16 protein-coding genes are annotated in these 18,369 nt (G+C 66.7%); 9 read left to right on the top strand and 7 right to left on the bottom strand.

Annotation, left to right across the window (positions count from 1 at the left end; all coding sequences use genetic code 11):
* Positions 1 to 14: 14 nt before the first annotated feature.
* Positions 15 to 548 (top strand): peptide deformylase, encoded by a 534-nt coding sequence (gene def / locus ASD71_RS20990; RefSeq protein ID WP_056569130.1) that lies wholly within the window; start codon positions 15 to 17, stop codon positions 546 to 548.
* On the opposite strand, the gene ASD71_RS20995 is transcribed toward def, so the two are convergent.
* Positions 545 to 2,878 (bottom strand): acyl-CoA dehydrogenase, encoded by a 2,334-nt coding sequence (locus ASD71_RS20995; protein WP_082579006.1) that lies wholly within the window; start codon positions 2,876 to 2,878, stop codon positions 545 to 547. The two genes, def and ASD71_RS20995, sit on opposite strands and share 4 nt — an antisense overlap.
* A gap of 143 nt (positions 2,879 to 3,021) precedes the next feature.
* On the opposite strand from ASD71_RS20995, the gene ASD71_RS21000 reads away from it, so the two are divergent.
* Entirely contained in the window at positions 3,022 to 4,251 is a 1,230-nt protein-coding gene (locus ASD71_RS21000; RefSeq protein ID WP_056569539.1) for a nucleoside recognition domain-containing protein, read from the top strand.
* A gap of 57 nt (positions 4,252 to 4,308) precedes the next feature.
* On the opposite strand, the gene pyk is transcribed toward ASD71_RS21000, so the two are convergent.
* Positions 4,309 to 5,751 carry a pyruvate kinase gene (gene pyk / locus ASD71_RS21005; protein WP_056569133.1) on the bottom strand — a complete coding sequence of 481 codons (1,443 nt, stop codon included), beginning with the start codon at positions 5,749 to 5,751 and terminating at the stop codon, positions 4,309 to 4,311.
* Positions 5,752 to 5,857: 106 nt separating this feature from the next.
* On the opposite strand from pyk, the gene ASD71_RS21010 reads away from it, so the two are divergent.
* Positions 5,858 to 7,000, top strand: coding sequence for a glycerate kinase (locus ASD71_RS21010; RefSeq protein WP_056569135.1), 1,143 nt, complete (start codon positions 5,858 to 5,860; stop codon positions 6,998 to 7,000).
* A gap of 283 nt (positions 7,001 to 7,283) precedes the next feature.
* On the opposite strand, the gene rsmA is transcribed toward ASD71_RS21010, so the two are convergent.
* Genes rsmA through ASD71_RS21025 form a run of 3 tightly spaced genes read right to left on the bottom strand, consistent with a single transcriptional unit; the run spans position 7,284 to position 12,064 of the window.
* Entirely contained in the window at positions 7,284 to 8,075 is a 792-nt protein-coding gene (gene rsmA, locus ASD71_RS21015; RefSeq protein ID WP_056569139.1) for a 16S rRNA (adenine(1518)-N(6)/adenine(1519)-N(6))-dimethyltransferase RsmA, read from the bottom strand.
* An 18-nt stretch (positions 8,076 to 8,093) separates the two neighbouring features.
* Positions 8,094 to 9,686: a peptidylprolyl isomerase gene (locus ASD71_RS21020; protein ID WP_056569141.1), complete on the bottom strand. Its 1,593-nt coding sequence runs from the start codon at positions 9,684 to 9,686 to the stop codon at positions 8,094 to 8,096.
* Entirely contained in the window at positions 9,683 to 12,064 is a 2,382-nt protein-coding gene (locus ASD71_RS21025; RefSeq protein WP_056569146.1) for an LPS-assembly protein LptD, read from the bottom strand. The genes ASD71_RS21020 and ASD71_RS21025 overlap by 4 nt, the downstream gene beginning before the upstream one ends.
* A gap of 168 nt (positions 12,065 to 12,232) precedes the next feature.
* On the opposite strand from ASD71_RS21025, the gene ASD71_RS21030 reads away from it, so the two are divergent.
* The 6 genes from ASD71_RS21030 (at position 12,233) to ASD71_RS21055 (ending at position 17,286) form a co-directional block, all read left to right on the top strand.
* Positions 12,233 to 13,273 (top strand): aminoglycoside phosphotransferase family protein, encoded by a 1,041-nt coding sequence (locus ASD71_RS21030; protein WP_056569149.1) that lies wholly within the window; start codon positions 12,233 to 12,235, stop codon positions 13,271 to 13,273.
* Positions 13,273 to 13,959, top strand: a complete 687-nt coding sequence (gene murU / locus ASD71_RS21035) for an N-acetylmuramate alpha-1-phosphate uridylyltransferase MurU (RefSeq protein WP_056569152.1) — start codon at positions 13,273 to 13,275, stop codon at positions 13,957 to 13,959. Before ASD71_RS21030 ends, murU begins: the two co-directional genes overlap by 1 nt.
* Positions 13,960 to 14,106: 147 nt before the next feature.
* A complete protein-coding gene (locus tag ASD71_RS21040; RefSeq protein WP_056569156.1) occupies positions 14,107 to 14,805 on the top strand; it encodes a DUF6776 family protein in 699 nt (232 codons plus the stop codon).
* Positions 14,806 to 14,969: 164 nt separating this feature from the next.
* The gene (locus ASD71_RS21045) at positions 14,970 to 16,595 is read left to right on the top strand and encodes an FAD-dependent monooxygenase (protein ID WP_056569159.1); all 1,626 of its coding nucleotides are present in this window, start codon (positions 14,970 to 14,972) and stop codon (positions 16,593 to 16,595) included.
* Positions 16,592 to 16,834, top strand: coding sequence for a hypothetical protein (locus ASD71_RS21050; RefSeq protein ID WP_056569162.1), 243 nt, complete (start codon positions 16,592 to 16,594; stop codon positions 16,832 to 16,834). The genes ASD71_RS21045 and ASD71_RS21050 overlap by 4 nt, the downstream gene beginning before the upstream one ends.
* Entirely contained in the window at positions 16,831 to 17,286 is a 456-nt protein-coding gene (locus ASD71_RS21055) for a MarR family winged helix-turn-helix transcriptional regulator (protein ID WP_056569165.1), read from the top strand. The genes ASD71_RS21050 and ASD71_RS21055 overlap by 4 nt, the downstream gene beginning before the upstream one ends.
* A gap of 30 nt (positions 17,287 to 17,316) precedes the next feature.
* Here the strand turns inward: ASD71_RS21055 and ASD71_RS21060 are convergent, their stop codons facing one another.
* Together ASD71_RS21060 and ASD71_RS21065 are read right to left on the bottom strand one after the other, a co-directional pair.
* Positions 17,317 to 17,643 (bottom strand): 4a-hydroxytetrahydrobiopterin dehydratase, encoded by a 327-nt coding sequence (locus ASD71_RS21060; RefSeq protein WP_056569168.1) that lies wholly within the window; start codon positions 17,641 to 17,643, stop codon positions 17,317 to 17,319.
* Between the two features lie 69 nt (positions 17,644 to 17,712).
* Positions 17,713 to 18,360: an OmpA family protein gene (locus tag ASD71_RS21065; protein ID WP_056569172.1), complete on the bottom strand. Its 648-nt coding sequence runs from the start codon at positions 18,358 to 18,360 to the stop codon at positions 17,713 to 17,715.
* Between the last annotated feature and the right edge of the window lie 9 nt (positions 18,361 to 18,369).

Here is an 18,369-nt window from a genome sequence, read left to right on the forward strand (position 1 = left end):
TCCGGACGCCAGCCATGATCCATCCCATCCTGAAAATGGGCGACCCGCGGCTGCTGCGCGTGGCGCCGCCGGTCGAGCGTTTCGACACCCCTGAGCTGCACGCCCTGATCGACGACATGTTCGAGACCATGGCTGCGGCGCAGGGCGTAGGCCTGGCCGCGCCGCAGATCGGCGTGGACCTGCAACTGGTGATCTTCGGTTTCGACCGCAACGACCGCTATCCCGACGCGCCGCCGGTGCCGCAGACGATCCTGTGCAATCCGGTCATCACGCCGCTGTCGGATGAAATGGAAGACGGCTGGGAAGGCTGCCTGTCGGTGCCCGGCCTGCGCGGCCTGGTGCCGCGCTACCGCCACATCCGCTACAGCGGCCGCGACCCGTACGGTCAGTTGATCGAACGGGAAGCCGAGGGCTTTCACGCGCGCGTCGTGCAACACGAGTGCGACCACCTGATCGGCCGCCTGTATCCGTCCCGGATCCAGGATTTCACGAAGTTCGGCTTCACTGAAATCCTGTTCCCGGGCATGGACCCGAACCAGGACGATTAGGCGTTTTCGGCGGGTTTTGCCGCAGCGGGGGGCTCGTCCTCCTGTTGCGGCGGCTGCGGCTGTTGCGGCTGCGGCTCCTGATCCTGCTTCTGCTTCTGCTTCTGAGCCGGTGCGCCTTCGCCGTGCGGCGTCAGCGCCTCCGGCGCAAAATCATCCACCTGCAATACCCTCAGCACCGTCGCTTCGGCGGCTTCGAGCTGCGCTGCCTGCGCATCCGTAATCGCGCCGCGCTGATGGGCCTCGCGCCAGTTGCGCACGTTGGACTGGCGCAGACGGTCGCGGATCGGCTGCACCGCGTCGGCCAGCGCAAAGGCGCGGGTCAACAGGCCCAGCGGATCTTCGCCGGGCTCGCGCTGCAAGTCGGCCGCCAGACGCACGTGCGTGGGCGACGGCTTGAGCAGCAGCTCGGCGCATTCTCGCGTCAGCGCATCGTCCGGCCCCTTGGCCAGCCGCAAGGGCAGGATGGCCGCCCGCAATCCCCACGACACCACCTTGACCGGCAGGTTGCGCAGCACCTGGTCCATCGATTTCTCGATGCTGGCGTAGCCCTGCGCCATGCACCAGCGCACCAGCGGCAGGTCGTCGTGCTTGCGGCCTTCGTCTTCCCAGCGCTTGAGCACCGCGGACAGCAGATAGAGTTCCGACAGGATATCGCCCAGCCGGGCGGAGATCATTTCGCGGCGCTTCAGGCCGCCGCCCAACTGCGCGAGCGTGGCGTCCGCCAGCAGCGCAAAGCCCGACGCATAGCGGCCCAGCCTCCGATAATGGCCCGCCACCGGCCCCGAAGCCGGCGCGGGCGCCAGCATGCCGCCCGTCCAGGCGCGGCCGATTGCGCGCAGCGTGTTCATGCCCGCGTGGCGCAGATGGCGCCAGAAGACATCGTGAAAGACCTCGATGCCACGTTCCTCGTCGGGATTGCCCAGCGCCAGGATCTCCGGCATCAGGTAGGGATGCGCGCGGATCGCGCCCTGCCCGAAGATGATCAGATTGCGTGTGAGGATGTTGGCGCCCTCGACCGTGATGGCGATGGGCACGGCGCGGTACAGCGAGCCCAGATAATTGCTGGGACCGTCCATGACGGCGCGGCCCGCGTGCACGTCCATGGCGTCGTTCACCGACATGCGCATGCGCTCGGTGGCGTGGTACTTCATGATGCCGGACACGACCGCGGGCTTGACGCCCTGGTTGAGCGCGGCACACGTCAGGCGGCGCGCGGCCTCGACCAGATACGCGTTACCGGCCAGGCTGGCCAGCCGTTCCTGCACGCCTTCGAACTTGCCGATCGGTATGCCGAACTGCTCGCGCACCCGGGCGTACATGCCCGTGGTGTGCGCGCACATCGCAGCGGCGGCTGCCGACAGCGACGGCAGCGAAATGCCGCGCCCGGCCGCCAGCGCGCTCATCAACATCTGCCAGCCCTGGCCGGCGCGCTCAACGCCGCCGATCAGCGCATCCAGCGGCACGAAAACGTCGCGCCCCGAGTTGGGGCCATTCTGAAAGACCTGCATGGCAGGCAGGTGGCGGCGGCCGATCTCGACGCCGGGCGCTTCCGTGGGAACCAGCGCAACCGAAATGCCGATGTCCTTGGCGCCGCCCAGGATGCCGTCCGGGTCGGACATCTTGAACGCCAGCCCCAGCACCGTGGCCACCGGCCCGAGCGTGATGTAGCGCTTGTGCCAATTGAGCCGGATGCCGATGAGCTCGCGGCCGTCCACCACCTGGCGGCACACGATGCCGGTGTCCACCATTGAGGCCGCGTCCGATCCGGCTTCGGGGCTGGTCAGGCCAAAGCACGGGATCTCGCGGCCATCGGCCAGCCGCGGCAGCCAGTAGTCGCGCTGCGCGGACGTGCCGAACTGCATCAGCAGTTCACCGGGGCCCAGCGAGTTCGGCACCATCACGGTGACGCCCGCGGTGATGGAATATGCGGAAATGCGCCGCACCACCTCGGAGTGCGCATAAGGCGAGAAGCCCAGCCCGCCATGGCGCCGCGGAATGATCATGCCGAAGAAGCGCTGCGTCTTCAGGAATTCCCAGACCTGCGGCGGCAGATCACGCCGGTTCCAGGAGATGTCCCATTCATCCAGCATGCCGCAAAGCTGGCGCACGGGGCCGTCGATGAACCGCTGTTCATCCGGCGTCAGCGTGGCGGGCGGCACGCCCAGGAGCTTGCGCCAGTCGGGGTTGCCCGTGAACAGGTCGGCATCCCACCAGCTATCGCCGGCTTCGATGGCTTCGCGTTCGGTGGCCGACATGGCCGGCAATGCATTGCGGGCCCAGCGGTATGCGGGTTCCGAAATGCGGCGCCGGCGCCAGGCGTTGAAATCCATGGGTCCCCCTGTTGTTCGCTACAAGACGTATCGGGGCAAAGTACCAGAATTGACGCCGTGCGGCCAAGCTGCGGCTTACCGACTCTGCGACAATGAGCGTCGCCGCGCTGATGCGCAATCAACCGCTGTCCGGGCACGTCCGCATGCTGAACAAACTCTGGCTTGGCTTCTTCCTCACCGCCGCCGCGGCCGCGCTGTACCGCTGGCTGGCCATCGGAGATCCCGAGGTCTTTCGCCAGATGGTCGCCAGCCTGTTCGACATGGCGCGCGTGTCCGTGGAAGTAATGGTGCTGCTTTTTGGCACGCTGACGCTGTGGCTCGGTTTCCTGCGCATCGCGGAGGGTGCGGGCCTCGTCGAAAAGCTGGCGCACGTGCTGGGACCGCTGTTTGCGCGACTGATGCCCGAGGTGCCGCGCAATCATCCGGCCATCGGTCTCATCACGCTCAACTTCGCGGCCAACGGCCTCGGGTTGGACAACGCCGCCACGCCCATCGGCCTGCGCGCCATGCGCGAGCTGCAATCGCTCAATCCCAAGCCCGACACCGCCACCAATGCGCAGATTCTGTTTCTGGTGCTCAATGCGTCGTCGCTGACACTCTTGCCCGTCACGCTGTTCATGTTCCGCGCGCAACAGGGCGCGCCCGATCCCACGCTGGTTTTTCTGCCCATCCTGCTAGCGACAAGCGCGTCCACCCTGGCCGGCTTTTTGGCGGTGGCGCTGTGCCAGCGCCTGCGCCTGGCCGATCCCGTCATCCTGCTGTGGCTGGGCGGCGCCGCGCTGGTGCTGGGCGGATTCATGGCGCTGCTGGCCAGCATGTCGGCGGCCGCAATCGCGTCGCTGTCCTCGCTGATGGGCAACCTGACGCTGTTCGGCATCCTGCTGGCGTTTCTGGTCGTGGGCGCCTGGAAGAAGGTGCCCGTGTACGAGGCCTTCATCGAGGGCGCCAAAGAAGGCTTCGACATCGCCAAGAGCCTGCTGCCCTATCTGGTGGCGATGCTGTGCGCCGTGGGTGTGCTGCGCGCGTCCGGCGCGCTGGACTTCCTGTTGGACGGCATCCGCTGGGTGGCCGCGCAGGCCAACTGGGACACGCGGTTCGTGGACGCGCTGCCCACTGCACTGGTCAAGCCGTTCTCGGGCAGCGCGGCGCGCGCCATGATGCTGGAAACCATGACGCACTTTGGCGTGGACAGTTTCCCGGCGCTGCTGGCCGCGGTGGTGCAAGGCAGCACCGAGACCACGTTCTACGTGCTGGCGGTGTATTTCGGATCGGTAGGCATCTTGCGCGCGCGCCATGCGGTGGGATGCGCGCTGATCGCCGATCTGGCCGGTGTGCTGGCCGCGATCGGCGTCTGCTATTGGTTCTTCGGCTGATCGCAGGGCGCGCCGGCCGGCATCTGGCGCCCGGCCGCGCCCCCATTCAAGACTGGCTCAGTCCACCAGCAGGATCTTCATCCCGTTGGTGCCGCCGCTGTCGCGATAGAAATCGCCCTTGGTCAGAATGACCCAGTCGCCCGTCTGCACCAGATTGCGTTTACGCAGTTCGTCGATGGCGGCGTTGGAAAGGTCGGCGGGATCGTAGTCCGACGGCGAGAACGGGATGGTGTACACGCCGCGGAACATCGTCACGCGGTTCTGCGTCACGCTGTGCGGGCTGTAGCAGTAAATCGGCACGCCCGAGCGGATGCGCGACATGATGAGCGGGGTGTGCCCGCTTTCGGTCAGCGCAATGATGGCCTTCACGCCGGGGAAGTGATTGGCCGCGTACATGGCCGCCAGTGCAATGGTCTCGTCGCAGCGCGTGAAGGTCTCGCCCATGCGGTGATGCGACTTGGTGGTGGTCGGGTGCTTTTCGGCGCCCAGGCACACACGCGCCATGGCCTGCACAGTTTCGACCGGGTACTGGCCCGAGGCGCTTTCGGCCGACAGCATGACGGCGTCGGTGTAGTCCAGCACCGCATTGGCTACGTCCGAGACTTCGGCGCGGGTCGGCATGGGGCTGGAGATCATCGACTCCATCATCTGCGTGGCGGTGATGACCACCTTATTCAGCGTGCGCGCGTGCTGGATGATGCGCTTCTGGATGCCCACGAGTTCGGCATCGCCGACCTCCACGCCCAGGTCGCCGCGAGCCACCATCACGCCATCGCTGGCGCGGATCAGCGCGTCCAGGGCTTCGTCGTCGGCCACGGCTTCGGCGCGTTCGATCTTGGCGATGATCCACGCCTGGCTGCCGGCGGCGGCAAGCAGGGTGCGGGCCTCGTCGATGTCGCTGCCGTAGCGCGGGAACGACACGGCCACGTAATCCAGTTCCATTTCGGCGGCCAGCTTGATGTCGACGCGGTCCTTGTCGGTAAGACTGGGCGCTGACAGGCCGCCGCCGCGGCGGTTGATGCCCTTGTTGTTGGACAGCGGGCCGCCCACCGTGACGGTGGTGTGGACCTCGTCGCCTTCGACGCGGTCGACGACCAGCACGACGCGGCCGTCATCGAGCAGCAGCTCGTCGCCCACGCGGCAGTCGGTGACGAGTTCGGGGTAATCGATGCCCACGATGCTGGCGGTGCCGGCGTCCTTGGGATGCACGCGCGACAGCGTGAACGGCTGGCCCACCTGCAGATGCACCAGCTTATCGACAAAGCGTGCGATGCGGATCTTGGGCCCTTGCAAGTCGCCCATGATGGCGACGAAGCGGCCTTGCTTGGCGGCGATCTCGCGCACCAGGCGCGCGCGTTCGCGGTGATCGTCCGCGCTGCCGTGCGAGAAGTTCAGCCGCGCCACATCCAGCCCCGCGCGAATCAGCGCGTCGATGCGTTCGGGCGACGAGGTCGAGGGTCCCAGGGTGGCGACAATTTTGGTGCGGCGCAATACAGGCATGGCGGTCCACTCTCGCAAAAACAACGAAAGCGCTATGGTACGCCGGCCGCGTTGCCACGGGTATCATGGGTGACATTTCCGACCCTCAACACGCCCAACGACACCCGTGAAAATCGTCATCGCTCCCGACTCGTTCAAAGAAAGCGTTTCCGCGCCTGATGCGGCCGCCGCCATTGCGCGCGGCGTCAAGGCGGCCTTTCCCGGCGCGCATACGGTGTGCGTCCCGATGGCCGACGGCGGCGAAGGCACCGTCGAGGCCGTGCTGGCCGCCACCGGCGGCAAGGAGCGGCAGATCACCGTAAACGACGCGCTCGGCCACAAGGTCGACGCCGTGTGGGGGCTGCTGGAAGACGGCACCGCCATCATCGAAATGGCTGCGGCGGCGGGCCTTGAATTGATTGCACCGTCCAAGCGCGACCCGATGCGTGCCAGCAGCCACGGCGTGGGCGAGCTGATGCGCGCGGCGCTGGACGCGGGCGCCACGCGCATCATTCTGGGTCTGGGCGGCTCGGCCACGAACGACGCGGGCGCCGGGATGCTGACGGCGCTGGGCGTGCGGCTGCTGGACGCCGGCGGCAACAGCCTGCCGCCGGGCGGCGGCGCGCTGGGGCAGCTTGCCTCGATCGACACGCGCGGTCTGGACCCGCGGCTGGCGCAGGTCCGCATCGACATCGCTTCCGACGTCGACAACCCGTTGTGCGGACCGCAGGGCGCCTCGCATGTCTTTGGGCCGCAAAAGGGCGCGACGCCGGAACAGGTGCAGACGCTGGACACGATGCTGGGCAACTTTGCCGACGTGTGCGCGCGCCATCTGAACGCCGACCACCGCGATGCGCCCGGCGCGGGCGCCGCGGGCGGCCTGGGCTTTGCCGCCAAGGCGTTTCTCAACGCGCACTTCCGCCCCGGCGTGGAGATCGTCGCGGAGCTGGGTGGCTTGGCCGAAGCGGTCGAAGGCGCGACGCTGGTGTTCACCGGCGAAGGCCGGATGGATGCACAGACCCTGCGCGGCAAGACACCGGCGGGCGTCGCCAAGATTGCGCAGCGCGCGGGCGTTCCCGTCGTGGCGCTGGCCGGTTCTCTGGGCGACGGCTACGAAGCCCTGCACGCCTGCGGCATCAGCGCCGCATTCAGCCTGGCCCCCGGCCCCATCACCTTGCAGCAGGCCCTGGCGGACGCCGAGCGCCTGCTTACCGACCGCGCGCGCGACGTGATGCAGCTGTGGATGGCGGCGCAGAAACGCATGCTGTGATTGGGCGCCTGGGGCAAACACCTGCGCCTGCAACGTTGCGGTCTTCGCCATGCCAGGCGTCAGACACCCGCTGATTCGCCAAGGTGTCAGACACCCGCTGATTCGCCAAGGTGTCAGACACCCGCTGATTCGCCAAGGTGTCTGACACCCGCAGCACCGCCGTCACAGGCTGACGTCCATCTCCCCAGGGTGTCTGACACCGTTTCCCCCTGCGTCTGAATGCAAAAAGAGCAAAAAGGCCCCGCGGGGCCTTTTTGCATTGCTTTGCCATACTGAAAGGACGTCAGTCCCGCGCCAACACTCCAGCCTCGACTAGCGCATCCGACAGGCGGATGTAGCGGTCGACCGAAATGTCCTCGGCGCGGGCGGTCGGCGCAATCTCCAGCGCTTCCCAGGGCACTTGCGGCGCCCAGTCGGCCAGCACCCGCCGCAGCATCTTGCGGCGCTGCGAAAAGGCGCGCGCCACCACGGTTTCGAAGGCGCGCTCGCTGATGGGCCGCAAGCGGTCCGCCGGCAGCGGCACCATGCGCACAATGGCCGATACCACCTTGGGCGGCGGATCGAAGGCCTCGGGCGGCACGTCGAACAGCTTGTGCATGCGATAGCGCGCTTGCAGCATCACGGACAAGCGGCTGAAGTCGCCGGAGCCGGGCTTGGCCACCATGCGGTCGATCACTTCGCGCTGCAGCATGAAATGCTGATCGCGGATGTGGTCGGCCCACGTCATCAGGTGAAACAGCAACGGGCTGGAGATGTTGTAGGGCAGATTGCCCACGACGCGCAGCGCGCTACCGAACTGCGAGAAATCCACCGTCAGCGCATCGGCTTCGACCACGGTCAGGCGCGATGCCTCGAACTGCTTGCGCAGGCGGGCGGCCAGATCGCGGTCGATTTCGACCGCGGTGAGATGGTCCAGACGCTCGAGCAGCGGCCGCGTCAGCGCGGACAGGCCTGGGCCGATCTCGACCACGGCATCGTCGCGGGCGGGCGCAACCGCCCGGACGATGGACTCGACGACGCTGTCGTCGGTCAGGAAGTTCTGGCCAAAGCGCTTGCGCGCCTGGTGTTGAGACATGAAAAGCCCGTAATGCGTTTAGCGGTTGTTCTGCTGGATCTTCTGCTGCTTTTCGAGGCGGTTGTCGACATACGCCTGTGCACGCAGTTGCTCGAGCCAGTCTTCGAAGGCCGGCTGGGCGCGCCGTTCAAACAGCGTCTGGCGGGCGCGCATGCGGGCCAGGTCGTCGGTCGCATCGTGATCGCGGCGTTCTTCGACCTGGATCAGGTGCCAGCCAAACGGCGACTGCACGGGCTGGCTGATTTCGCCAGGTTGCAGCGCGTTCATCGCGGCCTCGAACGGCGGCACGGTTTCACCCGGGTTCAGCCATCCCAGCTCGCCGCCCTGCGGCGCGGTGGCATCCTGCGAATACTGGCGCGCCATTTCCTCGAACTTGGCGCTGCCGTTCACCAGGCGCAGACGAACCTGCTCCAGGCGCTGGCGGGCCAGATCGTCGCTCATGACGGTCGACGTCTTGATCAGGATGTGGCGGGCACGCGTTTGGACGACTTGCGTGGGACCCTGCGGCGCCTGGGGACTTGCGGCCGGCTGCGGAGCCGGTTGCGGGGCGGCTTGCGGCGCCGGCGCGCGGGCCGTGCGGCTGGGCGCGGGCTGGGCGGTGCCGCGGTCCACCACCTTGATGATGTGGAAACCGTTGCCGCTCTGGATGAGCTGGCTGACCTGGCCCTTCTGCAGGTTGCTGACCGCCTTGACGAAGAGGTCGGGCCAGCCGTCCAGCGGACGCACGCCCATGACGCCGCCCTGCAGCGCCTCGGGGCCGTCGGACGACGCCGCAGCAAGGCTTGCGAAGTCATCGCCGCGCTTGGCTTGCGCCAACAGGCCTTCGGCCTTCTTGCGCAGCAGCGCCAGCTGATCGGGCGACGAGCCTTCCGGCACGCGCACCAGAATCTGCGCCAGGGCGTACAGCATGGGACCGGCGGCGGCTGCCTGCTCGGGTGCTGCCTGCGGCTGAGGCTGGGGTTGCGCTTGGGGCGCCGCCTGCGGGGGAGCCGCGGCGAAAGCGGGGTTGCGGCGCTGATCTTTCAGGAAGGCGTCGACTTCCGCGTCGGAAATGACGATGGTCGAGTCGACCGCGCGCTGGCGCAGGCGATCCGAGCGGATCTCGTCGCGCAGCGACTTGCGGTAACCGTCCCAGGACGTGCCGGACTTTTCGAGTTCCTGGCGCAGTTGCGCCACGGTGATCTTGTTGCGGGCGGCGATGGCCTGGATGGCCGTGTCGATCTGGGCGTCGTCCACCCGGATGCCCAGGCGGTCGGCTTCGTGGCGCTGAACGCGTTCCATGATGAGACGCTGCAGCACCTGGTGTTGCAGCGTCTGGGCGTCCGGCACCTGGATGCCGCGCGACTGGAGTTCGCCGGCGATGCGCTGGGAAGCGTCACGCAGTTCGCGCAGCGTGATCACGTCCTTGTCGACGATCGCGGCGATGCCGTCCACGAACTGCTCGCCCTTGGGCGCGGGCGCTTCCTTGTTCTGCGCGGCCGGAGCGGCCTTGGCGCTGTTGGCGCCGCGGGCGGTCTGCTCGGCCGCATGGGCGGCGGGCAAGCCGGCGCACAAGGCCAGCAGCAGCGCCTTGCCGGAGAGGCGGCGCAAAGAGTGCAACCTACGCATCATTCATACCTTTCAAATGTGGTCCCGGTCTGCGCGGGCGGCGTGACGCGCGTGTAACCGGGGATACTTCTGTTCAGCAGGCTCATGGGGTCGGTTCCGAGGGAACCCAGGCCCGTGAGTTCAAGCTGGAAGAACAGCGCGGAGTTGGTGTCCGCCGCCGATACGGCGTAGCGCTGGTAGACCATGCGGCCCACCCAGCAGCAGTCGCCCTTGTACTCCAGGCCAGCGATGGCCTGCGTCACGCGGGGGGATTCCGTCGTATTGGCCAGCGTGCTGGACGGTCCGGAACGCAAAGAATAGTCCACCCGGCCCACACCGTACCACCGCTTATTGAACGGCCATTGAACGGCCAGGCTGACCTGGTTCTGGCCCTGCGGCTGGTAGAACACGCCAGGCTGGGGGTCGCGCTGGTAGCGGTAGGCCACCGCCACGGTGGTCAAGCGCTGAGGCGACCAGCGCGCGCTGATGAGCCCGCGCGACCAATTGTTGTCGTAAGGGTTGTACTGCGCGGCCACGTCGGTGTTCAGCGTGTCCGTCAACGCGGCGGAGACACCTACGAGGAAATCGGAGCGCACGTCCGTCCGCGGGGTTTCCAGCGGCAGCGTGACTTTCTGGTCTTCAAAGTACAGACGCTGCGCCACGCCAAGCGACAGGCGTTCGAAGCCGGTATCGGCGTCGAGCCAGCGCGTCGTCAGCGCCGCGGTCAGCTGGTTGGCGTTGGCGATACGGTCCCAGCCGCCCGAGTAGATGTTTTCCTCGAAGGCCTGGGTAAAGCTGAAGTCGGCCAGCGACGTGTCGAACACCGGCAGCTTGGACTGGTCGCGGTACGGCACGTTCAGGTAGTACAGGCGCGGTTCGAGCGTCTGCGTGGAAGATTTGCCGAACAGCGTGGTGTCGCGCTCGAAGATCAGGCCCGTGTCCACCGACATGATGGGCAGCGTGCGGGACTGCGAGCGCGGCAGGCCAACGGCCGACCCGCCATTGAGCCCCTGCGCGTCCACCCCATACCACTTGGTCTGATAGGACGTGTAGTTGATGCCCGCCTTCGGCGTGAAGAACCAGCCCGGACGCACGATCGGATACGAGATTGCCGCATAGCTCTGGAGACGGTCGCCGTCGGGCGCGCGCAGGGCGGCGCCGTACTGCGGCATGCTGAAGCGCACGGCAGTCGAGGTCCAGTCCACATCGAAGCCGCCCCAGTCGTAGCGCGAACCGCGCAAGTAGATCTCGGGCTCTTTGTTGTACGGCGGAACCAGCGGCGCGTCGGGATCCTGCAGCGTCTGGAACTTGTAGACCTGCGCGTAGGCGCTCCAGTGATCGGAGACCCAGCCCACGCGGCCGCGCTGCGGCAGGTACGTGGTGGACGCCTGGTTCAGGCCCAGCTGCGAAATGTCGCGGAAGTAATTGTCGTCGGATACCTTGGCGATATCCCAGTCTGTATAGAAGCCGTGCGAGAAACGCTGCTGGTGACGCCACCAGTACATCCAGCGGTCTTTGCCCGTCACGTCATCATCGGGCAGATAGGTGCCGTCCAGCATGCCGCCGTACGTGTAACCCAGATAGCGGAACTCGCCGCCCAACTGAGTGCCGCGCTTGGAGAAGTAGCGCGGCTGCACCGTCAAGTCGTAATTGGGCGCCAGGTTGAAATAGTACGGAATCGAAATGTCGAAGCCGCCCTGGCTGGTGGTGCCGTAGGTCGGGATCAGGAAACCCGATTTGCGCTCGCGCTTGACCGGGAAGGTCATGTAGGGCGAGGCCAGGATCGGCACGTCCTTGAAATACAAGACGCCGCCGCGGGCCACGCCCTCGTTCTCGTCGAAGTCGATATCGACCGAATTGGCCTTGATGTACCACGACGGGTTTTCGCAAGGGCAGCCGCTGTACGTCACCGTGTGCAGCCGCATCTGCGACTTGCTGAAAATATCCGCGTGGTCGGCGACGGCGAAGCCGCCGGTGGCGCCCAGCCAGAAGTTGGGTTTTTCGACCTCGCCGGAGTACCGGTCCACATTGAACGTGGCGGACGGCCCGGTCACCAGCGTGCCGTCGCGCATCATGCGGGCGTTGCCGCGCACGTCGACCTTGCCGGTGTCCTTGCGGTAATTGATTTCGTCGCCCTTGATCACGCCATCGATGCGACGCACCTGCGCGTTGCCGGATAGCGTGAGCTCGTAGTCGGGGTCGCCTGAAATGGCGTCCGCTTCCATGAAAGCGGGAATGCTCTCGTCGGGCAACCGGTGCATGCGCAGGCCGGGAGACGTGCGCAGTTGGGGGGTTGACGTGACCGACGGCGCGGAAGCAGCGGCGTCCGGGCTACCTTGAGCCTGGGCGGCTCCGGCGGCGACGCTGACAACAGATAGGATCAACCACGGAACCTTGCGCACGAGTGAAAACAGCCCTTTTTGACCATGGGAGAGCCGGACAAAGGCGCCCACGGGGGGCCAATGCTGACGGAAATGAGCCGGTATTATAGAGAAGCCGCGAACAACGCCCAGCCTTATGTTCGCCAAATCGAATTTTCCGCAATTTTGCCCTTCTGACACGGATCTTCCTTGAAAAACGATCACGACCCCCGCTTGGCGCAGGTGCGCAACTGGCTGCAAGGCCTGCCCCCTGCCCTGAACCTGGCCGTGGAGACGCTGCGCCCCGCGTCAGCTGACGCAAGCTTTCGCCGGTACTTCAGGCTGGACGCCGGATCGCGCACCCTGATTGTCATGGACGCCCCGCCCCAACACGAGGACTGCCGCCCCTTCCTGCACGTGGACAAACTGCTGGCGGACGCCGGGCTGAACGTGCCGGCGGTGCTGGCGCAGGACCTGGACCAGGGCCTGCTGCTGTTGTCCGATCTGGGCGAACAAACCTATTACCAGCGCATCCAGGATGGACTGGACGACGCCCAGTTGCAGACGCTGTACCGCGAGGCGCTGGCCGCCCTGGTCAAGCTGCAAAAGGCCTCGACCGCCGGCCTGGGCACTTACGACAGCGCGCGCCTGGCCGACGAACTCAAGCTGTTTCCCGAGTGGTACGTGCAAAAGCATCACGGCGTCACGCTGGACGACAAGACCGCCAACGCCCTCGAAAAGATCTTCGCCCTGCTGTCGGCCAGCAATGGCGGACAGCCCCAAGTGCTGGTGCACCGCGATTTTCATTCGCCCAATCTGATGGTCTGCGACCAGCCGCAGTACGGACCCAACCCCGGCGTCATCGACTTCCAGGACGCGTTGGCCGGCCCCATCACCTACGACCTGGCGTCGCTGGTGACCGACGCCCGGACCACCTGGGAAGAACCGCAGCAGCTTGACTGGGCGATCCGCTACTGGGAAATGGCGCGCGCCGCCGGCCTGCCCGTCGATGCCGATTTCGCCGACTTCCACCGCGCCTATGAATGGATGGGGCTGCAGCGCAACCTGCGCATCCTGGGCGTCTTCGCCCGTCTGAACCATCGCGACGGCAAAGCGCACTATCTGGCGCACATGCCGCGCGTGAACGGCTACGTCCGTCAGGTGGCGCAGCGCTACGGCGTCTTCACGCCGCTCCTGCGCCTGCTGGACCGCCTGGACGACCGCCAGGTCAGCGTCGGATACACGTTCTGATGCGCGCCATGATCCTCGCCGCGGGCCGCGGCGAACGCATGCGCCCGCTGACCGACCGCCTGCCCAAGCCCATGCTGCCGGTGGGCGGCAAGCCGCTGATCGTCTGGCACCTGGAACGCCTGGCCGCGTCCGGTATCCGCGACATCGTCATCAACCACGCCTGGCTCGGCCACGAAATCGAACGCGCGCTGGGCGATGGCGCGGCGCTCGGCGTGCGCATCCGCTATTCGGCCGAAGCCACCGCGCTGGAAACCGCGGGCGGCATTGCGCAGGCGCTCCCCCTTCTCGGCGACGACCCGTTCCTCGTCATCAATGGCGACATCTGGTGCGACTGGGATCCGGCCGCCGCACAACACGCCGCGCCCCTCGCCACGCACGGCGGCGCCTGGCTGCTATTGGTGGACAACCCCGCGCACCATCCTGCCGGCGACTTCATCCTGACGGCCGATGGGCGCGTGCTGGCACAGGGCGAGCCGCGTTTGACCTTTGCCGGCGTGGGCGTCTACCATCCTTCGTTGTTCGCGGATGTCCCGCGCGGCGCCGCAGCGCCGCTGGCGCCGCTGCTCAGGCAGGCGATGGGCCAGGACCGGGTGCGCGGCGCCCGTCATTCGGGCCGATGGACCGATGTCGGCACCCCGCAACGGCTTGCGGACCTGGACGCGGAACTGGCTGGCACGGCCGCCTGACACCCACATATTTCACAATATCAAGGTGCGCAACGAGGCTTGTCTGCGCACGCATCGCCCCCGGCTAACGGGGTATTCTCTGACGCTTTGGCATGCGCGCGCCGCTTGCCGACAGGCATATACACAGGAAGTTTTCTAGGAATGGGGATGTTTGGAAGATCGCAACGGGCCACGTTCAAGCCCTCCGTATACCAGCCGGGGCAACGCACGCGCCGCATGCCGCGCTGGCTCGTCCTGCTGATGGTTGGCATTGCGCTTGGCGCGGGCGGCGTGCTCTTCCTGCAAACCAACTACGGCCCGCAACGCCTGACCGTCGAACAATCCGAACAGCTGCACAGCGAGCTCAGCGCCTCCAACATGGAGCGCCAGCGCCTGCAGACCCAACTTGAAGAAGCCACGCAGCAGCGCGACGCCAACAAGTCCGGCCACGAAAAGCTGACCAGCGACCTGGCGGAAAGCCGCGCCAAGATCGAAACGCTGAACAAGGAACTGGTGCTGTTCCAGGACGCCATGCCGCCCGACCCCCGCGGCGGCAATCTCGGCATCCGTTCGGCCACCTTCAAGCGCGCCCCCGGCCTGCTGGATTATCAGGTGCTGGTGATGCGCGAAGACCGCACGGGCGCGCCGTTCAAGGGCACGCTGACCTTCGCCATCGAAGGCTCCTACCCCAACGGCCGCGCCGCCACCGTGACGCCGGAAGGCCCCGCGCTCACGGTCGATCGCTACGACTACGCGCTGGGCCAGCTCAAGCTGCCCGACGGTTTTACCGCAAGGGTCGTGGTGCTGCGTGTGCTGGACCCCAACCAGAAACAGCAGGCGATGCGCATCTACAACGTACGCAACTGAGACTTGCCGAACTGAAGCATGCGCCCCTGAATGAAGGCCTCTCGCCGGCCTGAATTGACCCCCAAACCCGCCCACTGGCGGGTTTTTTATCGCCTTGAAAAATTGGTTGCGTGCGCAACATACCGCGCATATAGTTGCGCAAACAACCAAATTCTGGAGACGGCATGACGCTCCCTTCGCACGTTCCCGTCCTGATCGCCGGCGGCGGTCCGGTCGGTCTGACCCTGGCCGCCCTGCTCGCCGAGTACGGCATTGCCTCGCTCACCGTAGAGGCCGATGAAGGCTATTGCAGCGGCAGCCGCGCCATCTGCATGTCGCGCCGGTCGCAGGAGATCTTGAGCTGGATCGGCGCCGACCGGCCGCTGATCGACACCGGTCTGGCCTGGACAGGCGGGCGCAGCTATTACCGCGACCGCGAAGTCCTGCACTTCCAGATGCCGCACGATCCCCTGCAGAGGTACGCCCCGATGGTGAACATCCAGCAGTACTACGTGGAGGAATTCGCGCACCAGTCCATGCGGCGCCATCCCGGCCGCGCCACCCTCGCCTGCTCGGCACGCGTCACTGCCGTGCAGCCCGGTCCGGACGGCGTATCGGTCGAGGTGGAGGCGGACGGCGCCCGCCAGACGGTGCGCGCCGATTGGCTTGTTGCCTGCGACGGCGGGCGCAGCACGGTGCGCGAAGCCATGGGCCTGAAGCTGGAAGGCATGCAGTACGAAGGCCGCTACGTCATCGTCGATATCGAACAGGAATCGCAACGGCCCGTCGAGCGCCTGGCGTGGTTCGATCCGCCGTCCAATCCCGGCTCCACGCTGCTGATGCACCGCCAGCCCGGCAACGTCTGGCGCGTCGATTACCAGATCCGCGACGACGAAGATCCCGACGAGGCCGTCAAGCCGGAAAACGTGCTGCCGCGCGTGCAAAGCCATCTGGACATGATCGGCGAGACCGCGCCCTGGAAGCCGCTCTGGATCTCCATCTACAACGCCAAGTGCCTGACGCTGGACCGCTACCGCCACGGCCGCGTGCTGTTCGCGGGCGACGCAGGCCACCTCGTGCCCATCTTCGGCGTGCGCGGCCTGAATTCCGGGCTGGACGACGCCGGCAACCTGGCATGGAAGCTGGCGTGGGTGCTGAAGGGCCAGTCGCCCGACACCCTGCTGGACAGCTACAGCATCGAACGCGTGCATGCCACGCGGCAGAACCTGGCCTATGGTGCGAAAAGCACGGAATTCATGGCGCCGCCGGATTTCGGCTTCCGGCTGATGCGCGAGGCCGCGCTGCGCCTGGCCTTGGTGGACGACGGCGTACGGTCGCTCATCAATCCGCGCCAGTCCGCGCCCATCTCCTATGACACCTCGCCCTTGAACCGCGAGGACCGCGCGCCAGAAGCCGGCCCGGCCGCCGCGCCCGGACAGCCCGCGCCCGACGTGCTGCTGCAAGACGGCGACAAGCCGCAGTACCTGACCGCCAGCTTTGGCGCGGGCTTCGTCGCGCTGGCCATTGCGCCCGATGCGGCTTTGTCGGCGGCGTTGAACACACTGGCTGCGGACACGCAAGACGCGCCGCATCCGCTGCGGGTGCTGCACGCGGGCGACGACGGCCTGGCCGACCCGCACGGCCAGCTTGCCGCGCGTTACGGCAATCAAACAGGCTCCGTCTACCTGCTCCGTCCGGACGGCTACGTGCTGGGGCGCTGGATCGCGCCCGCCGCCGGTGAACTGCGCGCGGCGCTAGCGCCCTACTACCCCTCGCTGAACTTGAACGCCACCCCGAAAGGCCAAGCATGAACAACGAATCACTGGACCAGGTCTACACCAGCATGGCGCAGGCGCTGACGCGCGTCGGCGAAGCGCGCGCGCCACTCTTTCTGTCGATCCTCGGATTGTCGTTGCTGAGCCGCCTGCCTTCCGCGCAGGAAGCTCTGGCGCTGCTGGCGCAGGCGGAAGCCGCCAGTCTCGAGGACGGCGCCATGGCAAACTATCCGGTCTCCTCTTCCGCGGGCGCCGACCCCGCCCGCCCGACGTGAAAACGCCCCCTCTGGAACGATTCCTCACCTACCGCCTGCACGTGCTCAACAAGATCACGGACCGGGACACGAATCGGGCTTATCTGAAGGATTGCGACATTCCCTTGGGCGAGGCGCGCTGCCTTGCCGCCATCGGCCGGTTTGCGCCGCTCTCGGTCAATGACCTGGCGCGCGCCGCCAACCTGAACAAGGGCCAGGCCAGCCGATCCGCGCAGGCGCTGGTGGATCGCGGGCTGGTGGAGAAAACGGTATCGGCGTCGGACGGACGTGGCGTCGTGCTGGCGCCGACCGCCGAGGGCTTGACGCACTACCGCCGCATCATCGACCTCATTGCGCGCCGCAACGACGACATCTTCAACTGCCTGACCGCCGACGAACAGCGGCAATTCGGCGACATGCTGGATCGCCTGATCGGCCACCTGCAAGCCGAGGCCGGCGACGCCGCGGACTGAGCGCCGGGCCGGCTGCGTTCAGGGCAGTGATCAGGGCTGCGCTTTCGGCGCAGTCGCGCCCGCGTGCTCGGCGGCTTCGTCCATGAACTGCGCCATCCGCACGTCCAGCTCGGTCACGCCGCCGGCGTCATGCGTGGTCAGCGTCACATCCACGCGGTTGTAGACGTTGGTCCATTCGGGGTGATGATTCAGCTTTTCCGCGAACATCGCGACGCGCGCCATGAAGCCGAACGCGGCATTGAAATTGGGAAAGCGGTAGCGTTTTTCGATGGCATCGCGCTCGGCCACGGCCTGCCAGCCGGTGAGCGCGGCAATCGCGATATCGGTGCCGATGCGGGCGGGGGGAAAATCGCTCATGTCAGACTCCGTAAAGAAAGGCGGCGGCGCATCGCGCCAACCGCCTGACAGCAAATGACGCGCCCGCGCTTATTGCTGGACCGCGTACAGGTAGATCTCCACGCGCCGGTTCAGCGCGCGCCCTTCGGCGGTCGCATTGTCGCCGATCGGATCGTTCGGGCCGCGGCCTTCCACCGACAGACGCGTGCCAGCCACGCCCTGCTTGGCCAGGTAATCCGTCACGCTCTTGGCGCGGTTCACCGACAACGTCTGATTATGCGCCAGCGCGCCGGTGCTGTCGGTATGGCCGACCACCTTGGCCCGCAGTTCAGGGTGCTGATTCAGCGAACGCGCCACGCTGTCCAGCACCGGCAGCAACGCCGGCTTGAGCTGCGTCTTGTCCGTATCGAACGATACGCCGCTCGGAATATTGACCTTCAGGCTGCCGTCGGGCATTTCGACGACGTCGATGCCGAGCGACGACGCGCCGGACTTCTGCACGTCATCTTTCACGACCTTCCAGTTGTAGCCCACGAGGCCGCCCGCCACCGCGCCGATGCCGGCCCCGATCGCGGCGCCCTTGCCGTGCCCGATCAAAGCGCCGATGCCCGCGCCCAAGGCCGCACCCGCGCCCGTACCGACAGCGGTGTTCGTTTGCTGTTGCGTCGCGCAACCAGCCATCAAGGCGCCCGCCGCCGCAAACACGGCGATCCGGTTGAGTGTTCTTCTTGAATTCATGGCAACCTC

The organism is Achromobacter sp. Root565 (assembly GCF_001427425.1).
Lineage (GTDB): Bacteria > Pseudomonadota > Gammaproteobacteria > Burkholderiales > Burkholderiaceae_B > Achromobacter > Achromobacter spanius_D.

Bases quoted from the DNA above. Each gene is read 5' to 3' on its own strand.
- ASD71_RS20995 (WP_082579006.1), bottom strand. From the start codon at position 2,878: ATGGATTTCAACGCCTGGCGCCGGCGCCGCATTTCGGAACCCGCATAC.
- ASD71_RS21040 (WP_056569156.1), top strand. From the start codon at position 14,107: ATGTTTGGAAGATCGCAACGGGCCACGTTCAAGCCCTCCGTATACCAG.
- ASD71_RS21045 (WP_056569159.1), top strand. From the start codon at position 14,970: ATGACGCTCCCTTCGCACGTTCCCGTCCTGATCGCCGGCGGCGGTCCG.
- ASD71_RS21020 (WP_056569141.1), bottom strand. From the start codon at position 9,686: ATGATGCGTAGGTTGCACTCTTTGCGCCGCCTCTCCGGCAAGGCGCTG.
- rsmA (WP_056569139.1), bottom strand. From the start codon at position 8,075: ATGTCTCAACACCAGGCGCGCAAGCGCTTTGGCCAGAACTTCCTGACC.
- ASD71_RS21065 (WP_056569172.1), bottom strand. From the start codon at position 18,360: ATGAATTCAAGAAGAACACTCAACCGGATCGCCGTGTTTGCGGCGGCG.
- pyk (WP_056569133.1), bottom strand. From the start codon at position 5,751: ATGCCTGTATTGCGCCGCACCAAAATTGTCGCCACCCTGGGACCCTCG.
- murU (WP_056569152.1), top strand. From the start codon at position 13,273: ATGCGCGCCATGATCCTCGCCGCGGGCCGCGGCGAACGCATGCGCCCG.
- def (WP_056569130.1), top strand. From the start codon at position 15: ATGATCCATCCCATCCTGAAAATGGGCGACCCGCGGCTGCTGCGCGTG.
- ASD71_RS21000 (WP_056569539.1), top strand. From the start codon at position 3,022: ATGCTGAACAAACTCTGGCTTGGCTTCTTCCTCACCGCCGCCGCGGCC.
- ASD71_RS21050 (WP_056569162.1), top strand. From the start codon at position 16,592: ATGAACAACGAATCACTGGACCAGGTCTACACCAGCATGGCGCAGGCG.
- ASD71_RS21060 (WP_056569168.1), bottom strand. From the start codon at position 17,643: ATGAGCGATTTTCCCCCCGCCCGCATCGGCACCGATATCGCGATTGCC.